The organism is Nocardiopsis sp. MG754419 (genome assembly GCF_018207095.1).
Classification (GTDB): domain Bacteria; phylum Actinomycetota; class Actinomycetes; order Streptosporangiales; family Streptosporangiaceae; genus Nocardiopsis.
Genome location: NZ_QOCZ01000049.1, coordinates 17867 through 32024, shown reverse-complemented (window position 1 = coordinate 32024; position 14158 = coordinate 17867). Strand labels below are relative to the sequence as shown.

Below are 14158 nucleotides of genomic sequence, written 5' to 3'. Positions count from 1 at the left end.
TTCCTGGGCTTCCACGGCACGTTCCTGGTGCAGCACTGGCTGGGCGCCGCGGGCTTCCCGCGTCGTTACGCCGACTACCTGCCCGACGACGGCTTCACCGAGCTGAACCAGATCTCGTCGATCTCCTCGTTCGTGCTCGCGGCCTCGACGCTCATCTTCTTCTGGAACATCTACATCACCGCGAAGAGGGCGCCGCTGGTCACCGTCGACGACCCGTGGGGCTACGGATGCTCCCTGGAGTGGGCCACCTCGTGCCCGCCGCCGCGGCACAACTTCACGTCGCTGCCGCGCATCCGGTCCGAGCGTCCGGCCTTCGACCTCAACCACCCGCACGCAGCGGCACCCGGTGCCGTCGCCGCCGGTGCCGAGAAGAAGTAGGGGAGCGCGCACATGAAGATGCAGGCCTACCTGTTCATGGGCATCTCGACCTTCTTCGGTCTGGCCGCCGCCCTGTACATCTACTGGTCTCTCCAGGACACCGGCGAGATCGAGTGGGCCGGTACCACCGCGCTGGTCGTGTCCATCGGCTTCGGCTGGATGATCGGCTTCTGGCTCTGGCAGGCGGCTCGCCGCAGCGAGCACTTCCACGGCCTTCCGGCCGAGGAGCGGCTCGACGGTGAGATCGCCGAGAACGCCGGTGAGTACGGGTTCTTCAGCCCGCACAGCTGGTGGCCGATGTTCGTCGCGTTGGCCGTGGCCTTCACCGCGGTCGGCGTGGCGATCGGCTGGTGGATGGTGATCACCGGTTTCTTCGCCATCATCCTGACCTCGATCGGCTGGATCTTCGAGTACTACCGCAAGGAGTTCCAGCACTGAGGTCACCCAGAGGCGCCGTGACTCTTTGAGAGCTTCGCGTCACTCAGGGTAAGATATCTGTGTCACCGCCCCGGTGGCCGGACGCGGGTCCGTGAGGATCCCGCTCCGGGCGCCGGGGTTTTTCCCTTACCGTGGCCCCGGAGCGCAGAGAGCGCTCCGGCCCTCGCCGGCCCGGCTCGCGTGTCCACCGAACGGACGTTGGAGGTCTGTGTGAAGCGACGAGTCCACCTACGAGCGGTCACGGCGACGGCCGTGCTCGTCCTGCTCAGCGCCTGCACCTCCGAAGGGGAGCCCGAGCCTCGGCCCCAGGACGAGGAGGCGGCCGGGCCCGAGGTCACCATCACGCCCGAACCCGGGGCCGCCGAGGTTGCGCCCAACACCCCCGTCCGCGTCGAGACCGACGGCGGCACCATCACCGACGTGCGCATCGAGCAGGTCGACCCCTCGGAGGCCGCCAACGGAGACGAGGAGGGGGACGAGGCGCCCGACGTCCTCGACCTCACGGGCACCCTCAACGAGGCCGGAGACGCCTGGGTGGCCGACTGGAACCTGCACCCCGGCTCGGCGGTCACCGTCACGGCCACGGCGACCGACGACGACGGTGAGGAGAGCGAGTTCGTCTCCGAGTTCACCACCCTGGAGGCCACCGAGGGGCAACGGCTGGAGCTGGTCTCCAACTTCCCCACCTCCGGGCAGACCGTCGGGGTCGGCATGCCCGTCATCGTCAACTTCGACCTGCCCGTCACCAACAAGGAGCAGGTGGAGAACTCCATCGAGGTAGTGGCGGAGGAGGAGACCGAGGGCGCCTGGAACTGGGTCTCCGACGAGATGGCGGTCTTTCGCCCCGTGGAGTACTGGGAGCCCTACCAGGAGATCACGGTCGACCTGCGGCTGGCCGGAGTGGAGGCCTCCGAGGGCGTCTACGGGGTGGCGGACCGCCGGATCGAGTTCGAGGTCGGCCGCGAGATGATCTCCACCATGCACGTCCCCGACCACGAGATGGACGTGACCGTGGACGGCGAGACCGTCCGCACCATCCCGGTGAGCAACGGCGCGGCCGAGGAACGCTTCAACACCACGACCTCCGGCGTCCACCTCACCATGGAGAAGTACGAGTCCCTCGTGATGGACTCCGCCACGGTCGGCATCCCCGAGGGGTCCCCCGGCCATTACCGACTCGACGTCGACTGGGCCGTGCGCACCTCCAACAGCGGCGAGTTCACCCACGCCGCCCCCTGGAACGCGGGCAACCTCGGCGGCGCCAACACCTCCAACGGCTGCACCAACATGTCGACCGAGGACGCGCGCTGGTTCCACGACCAGGCGCTCATGGGCGACGTCCTGGACACCACCGGTACCGACCGTGACCTGGAGTGGGACAACGGATGGGGCTTCTACCAGCGCTCCTGGGAGGAGTGGCTGTCCCACAGCGTCACCGGCGAACCCCAGAGCACGGACGGTTCGGGCACACCCGGCGTCGTCCACGGTGAGGGCCTGTAGAAGGCCTGGCCGGTGCCTCTTCGCGTTCGGTCGGGGCCTCCGCCGTGCTCAGGCCCGTGTTCGGGTGCCCGAGCGGTCGGGATCCTTCAGGGCCTGTGATGGCTCGTTTCCCGCGATCCCACCCTCGGCACCTCCGTGGGTTCCGGGAGGCACCGTCCGCCGGCGCCCGGACGCACGCCCGGCGTGGCTCAGGGGCCCGGGTGCGGACGCCGAACCCACTGACGTGAGGGGTCGCCTGTGCGCGCACCCTCCATGGCGCGGATCCGGTGTATCCGGACACGTCACGGTGTGGGACATGTGCGTCCGTGGAAGGCCCGCGATCGGACCCCCGAGGGCGAGGCGCGCGACCGCCGACCGCGCTCCCCGATCCGGGGAGGGTGGTCAGGAGCCCCCCAGGAGGCCGTCAAGGCGCGCGAGGGTGTGATCCCAGGTCCAGGTGCGCGCCACCCACGCGCGGCCTCGTGCGCCCATCAGGGCGGCGCGCTCGGGGTCCTTCAGGAGCCGAATGATCGCCCGGGCGGTCGGCCCGGGCACGGAACCGTCCACCACGTGGCCGGTCTCACCCTCCAGGACCGTGTCCGGGGCACCACCCGACGCCCCGGCCACCACCGGCAGCCCCGTCGCCGACGCCTCCAGGTAGACCATCCCCAGCCCCTCCACGTCCAGACCGCTCCGCCGGGTCCGGCACGGCATGGCGAACACGTCGCCCGCGTCGTAGTGGGCGGGCAGTTCCTCGGCCGGGACCGGGCCCGTGAAGCGCACCGAGTCCAGTCCGGCCGCGGCCGACCGTAGCCGGGCGGCGTGGGGGCCGTCCCCGACCAACAGCAGCACCGCGTCGGGAACGTCCGCCAGCACCCGGGGCCAGGCCCGGATCAGGATGTCCTGCCCCTTGCGCGGCACCATGCGGGACACGCACACCACCACGGGGCGGTCGCCCAACCCCAGGCGTTCGCGTACCCGCCCGCCCCCGGCCCCGGGGCGGAAACGGTCGGTGTCCACCCCGGGCGCCAGGCGTCGCATGCGGCCGGTGGCGGCGGGGGACAGGGATCGGGCCAGCCTGCGGCGGGTGTACTCGCCCAGGTAGGTCACGGTGTCCACGCCGTCGCCGATCCGGCGCAACGCGGCGGCGGCACCGGGGACGACCGTCCACCCGGTCTCGTGCCCGTGGGTGAGGGCCACCTGCCGTCGGGGGCGCAGACCCGATGCCACCAGGCCCAGGGGGGCGGCGGCGCCGTACAGCACCGAGTCGCACCCCTCCAGCTCCGCGATGACCTCGGCCCGCCGCCGCACCCGCGGGGTGGGCAGCAGGACCCGGGACGCGTCCCGCACGATCGGGAAGGGCTGACGCAGGTCGAAGTACGGGTCGGCCGCATGGTCGGCGGCGGTGGGGGAGGAGCAGTACACCACGACGGATCCGCCGGGACGGCGCAGGGCGAGCTCGTGCACGAAGGACTCGATGCCGCCCGCGCGGGGCGGGAAGTCGTTGGTGATGATCAGGGTGCGCGACACCCTGGCGAGTCTAGGGCGTACACGCGCGGGGCCCGTGGCGCACGCGCCACGGGCCCCGTTCAGCGGTGTGTCACGGCCGGACGGCGGTGACGAAGTTCGCGCGGTAGTAGTCGTTGAGGGTGACCGTGCCGATGGGTCGCGAGGACGTGGAGGCGTGCACCATCACGCCGTCGCCCGCGTACAGGCCCACGTGGTCGGGGCTCGCGCCGTAGAAGAACAACAGGTCGCCCGGCTGCTTGTTCTCCCAGGAGACCCGCTGGCCGGCGTTGACCTGGTCGTAGGTGGTGCGCGGCAGGTTCACCCCGGCCTGGGCCCACGCGGCCTGCGTCAGCCCGGAGCAGTCGTAGCCGTTGGGGCCGGTACCGCCCCAGACGTAGGGCTTGCCGATCTGGTTGTAGGCGAAGTCCAGGGCGACCTGCGCGTTGCCGGTGGCCGGGCCGGTGTAGTTGCCGCCCCCGCCTCCGCCCCCGCTGCCGGCGTCGTCGTTGGAGACGTTCTCGGTGGCGGCGGCCTGTTCCTCGGCGGTGAGTTCGTTGAGCAGTTCCTCCTGCTCGGCGATGGCCTCCTCTGCCTCCTCGGTGGCCTGCTCCGCCTCGTCCAGAGCGTCGGCGGCGCTCTCCTCGGTGGTCTCGGCCTCGGTGCGCAGCGACTCCAGGTGCGCCAGTTCCTCGACGTACTGGTCCAGGCCGGCCTGCTGCTGGTCGGAGAGGTAGGTGAGGTCGGCCTGGTGTTCCAGGGCCTCCTCCGGCCCGGTGGCGCCGATCAGCTGGGTGGGCGAGGTCGGGTCCACGCCGGTGTAGGCGACGTTGGCCAGGGTGCGCACCCCGCCGCTGAGCTCCTCGATGGTCTCCTCGGCGGTCGCGATGTCGTCGAGGAGCTCCTCCAGCTTCTCCTCGGCGGTCTCGTGCGCCTCCTTGGCGTCGTTGTAGGCCGCGTTGAGTTCGATGAACTCCTCTTCGAGGCCCTCGATCTCCTCGCGTACGTCGTCGGCGGTCGGTTCGGCGTGCGCGACGGCGGAGGGGACCAGGAACGCCCCGAGGCAGATCGCGGCGATGACGGCCGAGCGGCGGCCCGGGACGCCACGGAATGCAGACACTGGCAACACCTTTCTCCCCTCGCCCCGGGACATGCGGGGTCAAGGGAGTGCACCGGGCGGGACGGAGTCGAAGAGGTCGACCGAAAGGCTGCGGGGCGTGCCCGACCCGGGCGCGGTCGTCACCGACGGGGTTCGGTGAAGAGGAGCGACCACGCTCGGCGATGAACAGTAGTGCATCCCTTGGGTGGCTCTCAACTGTTTCGTGACGTTCCGCTGCAAGGGGCGGTCTGTCCGAAATACCGTTCCGCGCCTCCGCGGGACACGAAAAGGCCGTCGCCCCGCAAGCGGGACGACGGCCTGAGCGCAGGACCGTGCGGTTGGACTACAGACGCACGGCGAACTCGAACTGGCCGGCCCAGTAGGCGGCCAGCCCCACGACCTCGATGTTGCGGCCGGTGCGCGGGGCGTGCACCATCTGGCCGTTGCCGGCGTACAGGCCGTTGTGGCCCACTCCGGAGAAGAACATGATGTCGCCTGGCTGGAGCGCGCTCATGTCGTTGATGCGGGTGCCCACCTCGGCCTGCGCGTAGGTGGTGCGCGGCAGGTTCACTCCGGCGGCGCGCCAGGAGGCCTGGACCAGCCCGGAGCAGTCGTAGCCGTTGGGGCCGGTGCCGCCGTAGACGTAGGGCACGCCCACCTTGGAGTAGGCGAAGTCCAGCGCGGAGGAGGCGTTGCCACTACCGGTGTGGGCCTGGCCCCCGCTGTCGTCCGCGCCCTCGGTGGAGGCGTCCGCGTCGGGGAACTGCTCCAGGAGCTCCTGCTGCTCCTCGATGGCGGACTCGACCTCGTCCTTGGCCTCCTCGGCCTCGTCGAGGGCCTCCTCGGCCTCCTCCAGCGACTTCTCGGCCTCGTCCTTGAGCGCGAAGAGACGCTCGGAGGAGTCGCCGAAGTCGTCGAGCTGCGCCTGCTGGGCGTCCGACAGGTAGTTCAGGTCGGCGTTCTGCTCCAGCAGGGCCTCGGGACCGTCCGAGGTGAGGATGTTCGTGGTGGAGTTGAGTTCACCGCCCTGGTAGGTGGCGTTGGCGAACTGCTGGACCTGCTCGCGCAGGTCGTCGTAGCGGTCCTGTTCGTCGCCGACCTGCTCGTCGAGTTCGTCGTAGGCGGCCTTGGCCGCCTCGTAGTCCTCGTCGGCCTGGTTGTAGGCCTCGACGGCCTCCGAGGCCTCCTGGTTCAGTTCCTCGATGCGGTCCTCGACCTCGTCCTGGGTCGGCTCCGCATGTGCGATACCTGGGGCGATGAAGGTGCCGGCGGCGACCACGCCGAGGCCGGTCGTAGCGATTCGGCGAGCCGTACGCCGACCACCGGGGTTCTTCATGGCGGGCCACGCTCCTTGAGTTCTGAGAAGTCCGCAGGGGTGTCTGGGAGACGGAAAAAAGATGGGGGCGACCCGCGATGCGCGATGCGCACGGGCCTGACACGAGTGTGCGGGTCTTCGTCCGGACGGGGGAGGACACAGGGGTGTCCTTGCTATCCGACGAAGCACTCACGTTCGGGAAGAACCTAGCGGACCGGCCTTCCCCTCTCAACCACAACCAGCCCCCGGCACCACGCGATACGGCGGTGAGGGTGGTCACAACGGGCGTTTCTCAGTCGATTCGTCGCAGGAAGATCAGGGAGGGCACCGCCCGCGCGCCGGCGGCGCGGACCGCGCTGACGATCTCCTTGTCGGAGGTGACCACGGCGATCGGCCGGCCCGGTGGTTCGGCCCGCACCAGACGGACGATGAGTTCGTCGGCGGTCTCCCCGGGGGCGCTGAACAGCAACCGGACCCGTCGGCTGGGCGCCACCGGGGGCGCGTCGACGTCGGCGCCGTCGAACACGCAGGTGATCTCCGCCTTGGTCCGGCTGGCCAGCCCCTCCAACGAGGCGAGCAGACGGTTGCGCTGGTCGGCCAGCGGCAGGTTCCCGTATCCGGTCTTGGTGACGTTGTAGCCGTCCACCAACAGGTGCACCCGCGGGACGGTCAGGAGGTGCTCCAACAGCCCCGGGTCGTCGTCGGGCAGACCGCCCAGCGACACCCGACGCAGCTCCTCCTGGGCCTCGGCGACCAGGTCGGCCGGGCTGTCGAGGCCGGTGGGCAGGGCCAGCTCGCGCCGCAGTCCGTGCGAGGCGTCCACCAGGACGTCCAACAGCACGCGCAGGCGGGCCTCGTCGGCGTTGCGTCCGGTGCGCACCGCACGGCGGGCGTTCTCCACCTGGGCCTCGGCGTCGGCCAGTCGCGACCGCAGCCGCCGGTTCTCCACCTCCAGGGTGTTCACCCGGCTCTCGGTCTCCCCGCGCCGCTCCCGGTACTCGGCCACGGCCTGTTCGGCCTCGGAGGCGGCGCTCCGGGCGCGTCGGCGTTCGTGGTGCACCTTGCGGCGCAGTTCGGCGATCTCGGTGCGCTGGTCGCCGATCGAGGCGCGCAGGCGCTCCAGCTCCGCCTGGTGACCGTCACGGGTCTCCCGAAGCTCCCGGCGGACCTCCTCCAGGGACTTCTCGGCCTCGTCGACCTCCTTGGCGCTGTGCCGACGCTCCAGCTCCAGGTGGACGTCCTCGATGATCCGGGACCAGCCCTCGGGTCGGAGCAGGTAGGCACAGGCCGCCACCGCCACGGGGTCGGCCGCGGGGGGCACGACCCCCGCCCTCATGCCCTCGGCGAGTTCGGGCCAGACCTGCTCCACCCGGGCGGCGACGAGCTCACGGAACCCGGGGTCGCTCTCCAGACGGGCGGCGATCTGCGGTCCGGCCAGGCGCGCGCGTCGGCGCGGCTCGAACTTGGCCACTCTGCGCAGCACCGGAGGCAGGTCCGACGGGCGCATGCCGCCCAGGACGTCGGACCCGTACTCCACCACCCGTGCCCGCACCGGTTCGGGCAGGGGACGCAGGAGCCGTTCGCCCTGCTCACCCCGCTCGGACCGGTCGTCGTCATCCGGTCCGCCCGTCTCCGGGCCGGTGCTCATGCCGAACCCGTCGAGCTCTCCGCCGAGGAGTCGGGGACCGACTGTTCGGCGTCCGGGCGGGGAACGATCTCCACACTGTCGGTGGCGCCGCACCAGCGGCACTTCACCCGTTCGATCGTCTCCGCGAGCACGGTGCGCTCCTCCACGACACCGGCACCGGACAGCTCCTGGTGCACGTAGTCCTGCGAACGCACGGTGCGGGTCACGTCGAACCGCGTGAGATTGCCGCACCCGGTGCACCGCCAACGCTCATTGTCGCCCGGCATCGCGATCCCCACGGTTCCTCCTCGTTTCGTTGCGTGGTCGTGGCCGTCGCCGTCGTGCGACACCTCGGTCACTCGACGTCACGGCGGCCCGCTCTCACCCACATCTTTCCATGTCGGGTGGGCCGACCGACATCGCGGACGGGTTCGGTCCCCACCCCCGACTACCCTGACCGCGTGGTTCGACAGCCCTCGGCGCCCCTCGGCGACCAGACCAGCATCGACGACCTCGGTACACCACTGGCCGGGGTCACCTTCGTGATCGTCGACCTGGAGACCACGGGAACCGGTGCGTCCACGTCCCACATCACCGAGATCGGCGCGGTGCGGGTCCGCGGCGGCGCGGTCGTGGACGAGTACACCACCCTCGTGAACCCCGGTGTGCTCATCCCCGCCAACATCACCCTGTTGACCGGCATCACCCAGTCGATGGTGGCCACGGCCCCGCCGATCGCCGACGTTCTTCCCGACCTGCTCGCCCTGCTCACCGCCGAACCCGGCACCGTCCTGGTCGCCCACAACGCGCCCTTCGACACCGGATTCCTCAAGGCCGCCTGTGAGCGCGAAGGACGGGAATGGCCGGCACCGCCGGTCGTCGACACCCTGCGCCTGGCCCGTGCGCTGCTGCCCGCGCCGCAGGTCCGCAACCATCGGCTGGGGACGCTCGCCGCCTACTTCGGAGCCCACGTCACGCCCAACCACCGGGCGCTGGACGACGCGCGTGCCACCGTGGACGTGCTCAACGGGCTCATCGCGCGGCTCACCCCGCTCGGCGTCACGAGCCTGGAGGAGCTGCGCGCGGTCGCCAAACCCGCCACGCGCGCCCAGAAGGCCCGCCGTCACCTGGCTGAGGACCTGCCGGAGCGTCCCGGCGTCTACGTGTTCACCGACGCCCGAGGGCGGAGTCTGTACGTCGGCAAGAGCAACAACCTGCGCCGCCGGGTCGCCTCGTACTTCACCGCCGCCGAGTCGCGCCGTCGGATCCGGGAGATGGCGGGCATGGTGGCGGGGGTCACGCCCATCGTCTGCGCCACCGAACTGGAGGCCTCGGTCCGCGAACTGCGGATCATCGCCGAGCGCAAACCGCCGTTCAACCGGCGTTCCCGTCACCCGGAGAACGCCCGCTGGGTCAAGCTCACGACCGAGGCCTACCCGCGCCTGTCGATCGTCCGGGGTGTGCGCGACGACGCCCCTCACGTGGGGCCCTACACCTCCGCCCGGGCCGCGGAGGAGGCACGCGAGGCGCTCCTGCACGCGCTGCCGCTGCGCCAGTGCACCCACACCTTCGCCCCGCCGGAGCGCGTGGTGCCCCGGTGCGTTCTCGCCCAGCTGGGCCGGTGCGGCGCCCCCTGCGACGGGACCGAGCCCCTGGAGGACTACACCGTCCACGCCGACGCGGCCCGCACCGCGATGACCGGCGACCCCTCGGTGGTCGTGGACGCCCTCACCGACCGCATCGGCGCGTTGGCCGCCGACCTGCGCTACGAGGAGGCGGCGGGCCTGCGCGACCGCCTGCTGGCCTTCCTTCGCGGTGCGCGGCGGGCCCAGCGCCTCACCGCGATCGCCGCCGTCCCGCACCTGGTCGCCTCACGGGCGGGCGGCACCGGGTGGGAGACGGTCGTGGTCCGCCACGGTCGCCTGGCCGCCTGCTCGGTCCTCACCCCGGGCACCGACCCCACCGCCTTCCTGAACTCCCTCACCGCCACCGCCGAACGCGTTCCGCCCGGCCCGGGGCCCGTTCCCAACGCCACCGCGGGGGAGACCGAACTGATCCTGGACTGGCTCGTGGCTCCCGGCACCCGTCTGGTCGAGATCGAAGGTGACTGGACATGCCCGTTGCGCGGCGCCGAAGCGCACACCCCGATGACACACTGGGCCCATGGCCGCGATTCCGCTCAATGACGACCACCCCGTCCGCCGTGCCCCGGTCGTGGCCTACGGCCTGATCGCGGTGAACGTCCTCGTCTACCTGCTCTCACCGCAGGCGGCCACCGCCGTCTGGTATCCGGTCGACATGGTCGAACGACTGTGCGCGATCGACGCCTACTTCATGCGGTGGGGCGCCATCCCCGACGAGATGCTCGGCCGGGTCGCCCAGGCCGAACCGCTCACCCCCGAGTGCGGCCCCATCGACGGCAAGGTCGTCTGGTTCTCGGTGTTCAGCTCGATGTTCCTGCACGGTGGGGCCGCCCACCTGCTCGGCAACATGGTGTACCTGTTCGTGTTCGGCCCCGTGGTCGAGGACCGCATCGGCAAGGTGCGCTTCCTGCTGCTGTACCTGGTCACCGGCGTGGTCGCGGCCTACGGGCACGCGCTGGTCGACCTGGACGGGGGCATCCCCATGATCGGCGCCTCCGGGGCCATCTCCGGTGTGCTCGGCGCCTACCTCGTGGTCCAGTTCCGCAGCCGGGTCACCACCCTCGTGTTCGGGCTGATCCCGATGCGTCTGCCCGGGTGGGCCGTGGTGGGCAGCTACTTCGCGCTTCAGTATCTTCTCTACGTCACATCCTCGACCGCCCCGGGCTCCGGATCCGGCGTGGCCTACGCGGCGCACGTCTACGGTTTCGTCGCCGGGGTGATCGCGGGGCTGGCGGTCTACCGGTTGCGCTGGCGTTCGGGCACGCGGCTCTCGGATGTTTACTAGACACCGCCCGGTGCACCACGGGGGCGCCGAACACGGGCCGGAGCGCAACGGGCCCGGCGACGAACACCGACCGGAGCCCGCCCCGCCCCGCACCACGAACGCCCAGGAGGCACAGTGATCACCGCGATCGTCATGATCAAGGCCGACGTCCACCGCATCCCCGAGGTCGCCGAGGCCATCGCCGACATCGAGGGGGTCAGCGAGGTCTACTCCGTGACCGGCGGCGTCGACCTCATCGCCATGGTGCGGGTCCGGCGCCACGAGGACCTGGCCGACGTCATCCCCGGTCGGGTCAACAAGGTGCCCGGTGTGATCTCCTCCGACACCCACATCTCGTTCCAGGCCTACTCCAAGCACGACCTGGAGTCCGCCTTCGCCATCGGCTGGTGACCCCGGAGCGCCCACGCGGGACCGGACGACCGAGGGGGCGTGGTGGACCCGGTCCACCACGCCCCCTCCTCGTGCTCGATCAGACGCTCTCGGCGAGTTCCCGGCTGGTGCGCACCCAGGCCTCCAGCAACCGCTCCGCCGCACCACCGTCGACCGCGGCGGCGGCACGCTCGTAGCCGACCCGTACCGCCTCGGTCAGGTCCCCCTCGATCCCGTCGACCGCCGCCAGCGCGGCCCCGGCGTTGAGCAGGACCGCGTCCCGGACCGGACCGGTCCGCCCCGCCACCATGTCGCGTACCGCCTGGGCGTTGAACTCCACGTCGCCCCCGCGCAGGTCGTCCGGGGTCGAGCGGGCGATCCCCAGGTCCGCCGGGTCCAGACGCTCACGGCGGGCCTGGCCGCGGTCGACCACCCAGACGGTCGACGTGGTGGTCGTGGTCAGCTCGTCCAGACCGTCGTCGCCCCGGAACACCAACGCGGTGGAGCCGCGGCGCGCGAAGACGCCGGCGATCACCTCGCACATGCGCTCGTCGAACACCCCGATCGCCGAGGTGGTCGGTCGGGCGGGGTTGGTCAGCGGCCCCAGGAAGTTGAACACCGTCGGCACCGCCAGCTCACGGCGGGGTTTGGCCGCGTACCGCAGCGACGGGTGGAACAGCGGAGCGAAACAGAAGGCGATCCCGGCCTTCTCGGCCGTGCGCACGGTCAGCTCCGGCGGCAGGTCCAGGACCACGCCCAGCCGCTCCAGCACGTCGGCCGTTCCGCAGGAGGAGGACGCCGCCCGGTTGCCGTGCTTGACCACCCGGGCACCCGCGGCGGCGGCCACGATCGCCGCCATGGTGGACACGTTCACGGTGTGCGCACGGTCGCCACCGGTCCCGACGATGTCGAGCGTGGGGCCGGGCACCTCGATGCGCACGGCGTGGTCGAGCATGCCCTGCGCCAGACCGGTCACCTCGGACACGGCCTCGCCCTTGGCGCGCAGGGCGATCGCGAACCCGGCGACCTGGGCGTCGGTCGCCGAACCCGACATGATCTCGTTCATCGCCCACGTGGTGTCGGCCGCGCTGAGGGAGACACCGCCCAGGAGGGCGGTGATGAGGTGGGACCAGGTCCGTTCCTCGACGGCGGAGACCTCGGGGGCGCCGGTATCGAGCGCGTTGTTCTCGGCCGGGGCGGCCGCGGGGGTGGGGACGTTCATGTGGACTCCTGGCTGAAGGGCGTGGACGGTGGGCGGGACGCCGGGGGCGGGCACACGAAGGTGCCCGCCGCGCTCAGCGTTCCCCGACGGGAGAGAGTGCGATGTCGGCGCGGACGCGCCATCGCCCGATGTCGGCGCCGTGATGGAGAGCCCCGCCCACCACGAGTCGGCGGCGCATGTCCCTCTCGCCGTTGTCCCTTGCGGCCGTCAGCCGGCCGTGTGCGGCACGCCCCACCGGTTCACCCGTGGAGCGCGACCGCGCGCTCGCGCATGAGCCCGGCCAGCGCCTCGGCGAGCGCCACCGGGTCGATGGGGTGGCTCACCACCTGGTCGGCCTGGGACCAGGTCGCCAGCCAACCGTCGTCGCGGCGGCCCACGAGGAGGAGCACCGGCGGGCAGCGGAAGATCTCGTCCTTGACCTGACGGCACAGGCCCATCCCACCGGTGGGCGCGGCCTCGCCGTCGAAGATGGCGACGTCGATGCGCTCGGCGGGGTCCTTGGACTCCAGCTTGCGCAGCGCGCCGGGCGCGGTCGCGCACTCGACGAACTCGACCTTGGGGACATCGGTGGCCGGCCGACGGCCGATGGCCGCCCGCACCTGATCACGGGTGTCCGCCTTGTCGCTGTAGACCAGCACGCGCATCCTGGCGTCCGTGTCCGTACCGCTCATCGCGCAACCGTCCCATCGCGTCGGTCCGCGGCCGCCGCCGTGGGGGGTTGCGACCGTGGCGTTCTTGACTGTTCGACTCCGACTCTATTGCCTCACCGCCCTCCGGCTCGGATGAGGGTGCGTGAGCGGCGGGGGCGTTGAGACCTTCGACACCACAGCATGCCAGGAGCACGAGGGGCTCCGCTCGGGGTGTTCGCGCGTGGCGTTGCCCAACGGTGATCTTTTCGATACCTCGGCGTTGGATCGGGAGGGTTCGGGCGCCTTCCGGCGGGGTACGGATCGCCTCAGTCGCGCCGGATCGCGCTTTTTCGCGCCTCCGGAGGCGCGCCCTGCCCCCGGGGAGGCCTCTCGGCGGCTACAGTAACGCCCGAGTCACGGCCACACCATCGCCCGTGGTTCCGATGACGGTCGATACCGGGACTGATCCGTCTGCTTACGGGGGGTCGGGTACGGGCCTTCGCGAGATGCCGTAATAATGCTCCCGTGGCGACAGCAACCGCGAACCCAAAAACAGCGACCGCATCAGCGCATGGTGCGGCAAAGCGTCCTGACCTGGTGAGTGTTGGCACCATCGTGTGGCTTGCCAACGAACTCATGTTCTTCGCCGCGCTGTTCGCGATGTACTTCACCATCCGATCGGTGACCAACGGGAACCCCGAGCTCGGCGAGTGGGCGGACGTCCACCTCAACGTGCCGTGGGCCTCCACGATCACCGTGGTCCTGGTGGCCTCCAGCTTCACCGCGCAGGCAGGCGTCTGGGCCGCTGAGCGCGGCGACGTCAAGAAGCTGCGCATGTGGTTCTACATCACGTTCTTCATGGGTCTGTTCTTCATCCTCGGACAGGCCTATGAGTACTACGAGCTCATCGTCCACGAGGGCCTGACTCTGCAGTCGAGCGCCTACGGGTCGATGTTCTACCTGACCACGGGCTTCCACGGACTCCACGTCATCGGTGGTTTGATCGCGTTCCTCATCATGCTGGGACGCACGTACGCCGCGAAGCGCTTCACTCACCAACAGGCGACCAGTGCGATCGTCGTGTCCTACTACTGGCACTTCGTCGACGTCGTCTGGGTCGCTTTGTTCTTCACCATCTACTTCATCCAGTAACCCGAAACGGGGAAAC

At 70.8% G+C, this 14158-nt stretch carries 13 protein-coding genes and 1 pseudogene; 7 read left to right on the top strand and 7 right to left on the bottom strand.

The genetic code is table 11. The annotated features are described in order from the left end of the window. From DSY14_RS11970 to DSY14_RS11960, 3 genes and pseudogenes are all read left to right on the top strand, one after another. Nucleotides 1-378: pseudogene (locus DSY14_RS11970) on the top strand (cytochrome ubiquinol oxidase subunit I); the annotation flags it as partial. A gap of 12 nt (nt 379-390) precedes the next feature. Next, nucleotides 391-816 (top strand): cytochrome c oxidase subunit 4, encoded by a 426-nt coding sequence (locus DSY14_RS11965; RefSeq protein WP_211716589.1) that lies wholly within the window; start codon nt 391-393, stop codon nt 814-816. Between the two features lie 210 nt (nt 817-1026). Then, a complete protein-coding gene (locus DSY14_RS11960; RefSeq protein ID WP_211716588.1) occupies nt 1027-2316 on the top strand; it encodes an Ig-like domain-containing protein in 1290 nt (429 codons plus the stop codon). Nucleotides 2317-2697: 381 nt separating this feature from the next. On the opposite strand, the gene DSY14_RS11955 is transcribed toward DSY14_RS11960, so the two are convergent. The 5 genes from DSY14_RS11955 to DSY14_RS11935 all read right to left on the bottom strand — a co-directional run bounded on the left by DSY14_RS11955 (nt 2698) and on the right by DSY14_RS11935 (nt 8141). Continuing rightward, entirely contained in the window at nt 2698-3825 is a 1128-nt protein-coding gene (locus tag DSY14_RS11955) for a glycosyltransferase family 4 protein (RefSeq protein ID WP_211716587.1), read from the bottom strand. Between the two features lie 70 nt (nt 3826-3895). Beyond that, nucleotides 3896-4921, bottom strand: coding sequence for a C40 family peptidase (locus DSY14_RS11950; protein WP_307851196.1), 1026 nt, complete (start codon nt 4919-4921; stop codon nt 3896-3898). A 322-nt stretch (nt 4922-5243) separates the two neighbouring features. Next, entirely contained in the window at nt 5244-6236 is a 993-nt protein-coding gene (locus DSY14_RS11945) for a C40 family peptidase (RefSeq protein WP_211716585.1), read from the bottom strand. A 271-nt stretch (nt 6237-6507) separates the two neighbouring features. Then, nucleotides 6508-7863, bottom strand: a complete 1356-nt coding sequence (locus DSY14_RS11940; protein ID WP_211716584.1) for an NYN domain-containing protein — start codon at nt 7861-7863, stop codon at nt 6508-6510. Further along, on the bottom strand, nt 7860-8141 hold the full coding sequence (locus DSY14_RS11935) for a hypothetical protein (RefSeq protein ID WP_211716583.1): 282 nt from the start codon (nt 8139-8141) through the stop codon (nt 7860-7862). Before DSY14_RS11935 ends, DSY14_RS11940 begins: the two co-directional genes overlap by 4 nt. Nucleotides 8142-8303: 162 nt before the next feature. On the opposite strand from DSY14_RS11935, the gene DSY14_RS11930 reads away from it, so the two are divergent. The 3 genes from DSY14_RS11930 to DSY14_RS11920 all read left to right on the top strand — a co-directional run bounded on the left by DSY14_RS11930 (nt 8304) and on the right by DSY14_RS11920 (nt 11160). Beyond that, nucleotides 8304-10028, top strand: a complete 1725-nt coding sequence (locus tag DSY14_RS11930) for a DEDD exonuclease domain-containing protein (protein WP_211716582.1) — start codon at nt 8304-8306, stop codon at nt 10026-10028. Then, complete coding sequence (locus DSY14_RS11925) at nt 10006-10770, top strand: rhomboid family intramembrane serine protease (RefSeq protein WP_211716581.1); 765 nt, start codon at nt 10006-10008, stop codon at nt 10768-10770. Before DSY14_RS11930 ends, DSY14_RS11925 begins: the two co-directional genes overlap by 23 nt. Nucleotides 10771-10884: 114 nt before the next feature. Beyond that, on the top strand, nt 10885-11160 hold the full coding sequence (locus DSY14_RS11920) for an Lrp/AsnC family transcriptional regulator (RefSeq protein ID WP_211716580.1): 276 nt from the start codon (nt 10885-10887) through the stop codon (nt 11158-11160). 79 nt (nt 11161-11239) lie between these two features. On the opposite strand, the gene trpD is transcribed toward DSY14_RS11920, so the two are convergent. Beyond that, nucleotides 11240-12361, bottom strand: coding sequence for an anthranilate phosphoribosyltransferase (gene trpD, locus DSY14_RS11915; RefSeq protein WP_211716579.1), 1122 nt, complete (start codon nt 12359-12361; stop codon nt 11240-11242). A gap of 239 nt (nt 12362-12600) precedes the next feature. Then, a complete protein-coding gene (locus DSY14_RS11910) occupies nt 12601-13032 on the bottom strand; it encodes a hypothetical protein (RefSeq protein WP_211716578.1) in 432 nt (143 codons plus the stop codon). 555 nt (nt 13033-13587) lie between these two features. Between DSY14_RS11910 and DSY14_RS11905 the strand changes: the two genes are divergently transcribed. Further along, entirely contained in the window at nt 13588-14142 is a 555-nt protein-coding gene (locus tag DSY14_RS11905) for a heme-copper oxidase subunit III (RefSeq protein ID WP_307851195.1), read from the top strand. Nucleotides 14143-14158 lie beyond the last annotated feature (16 nt).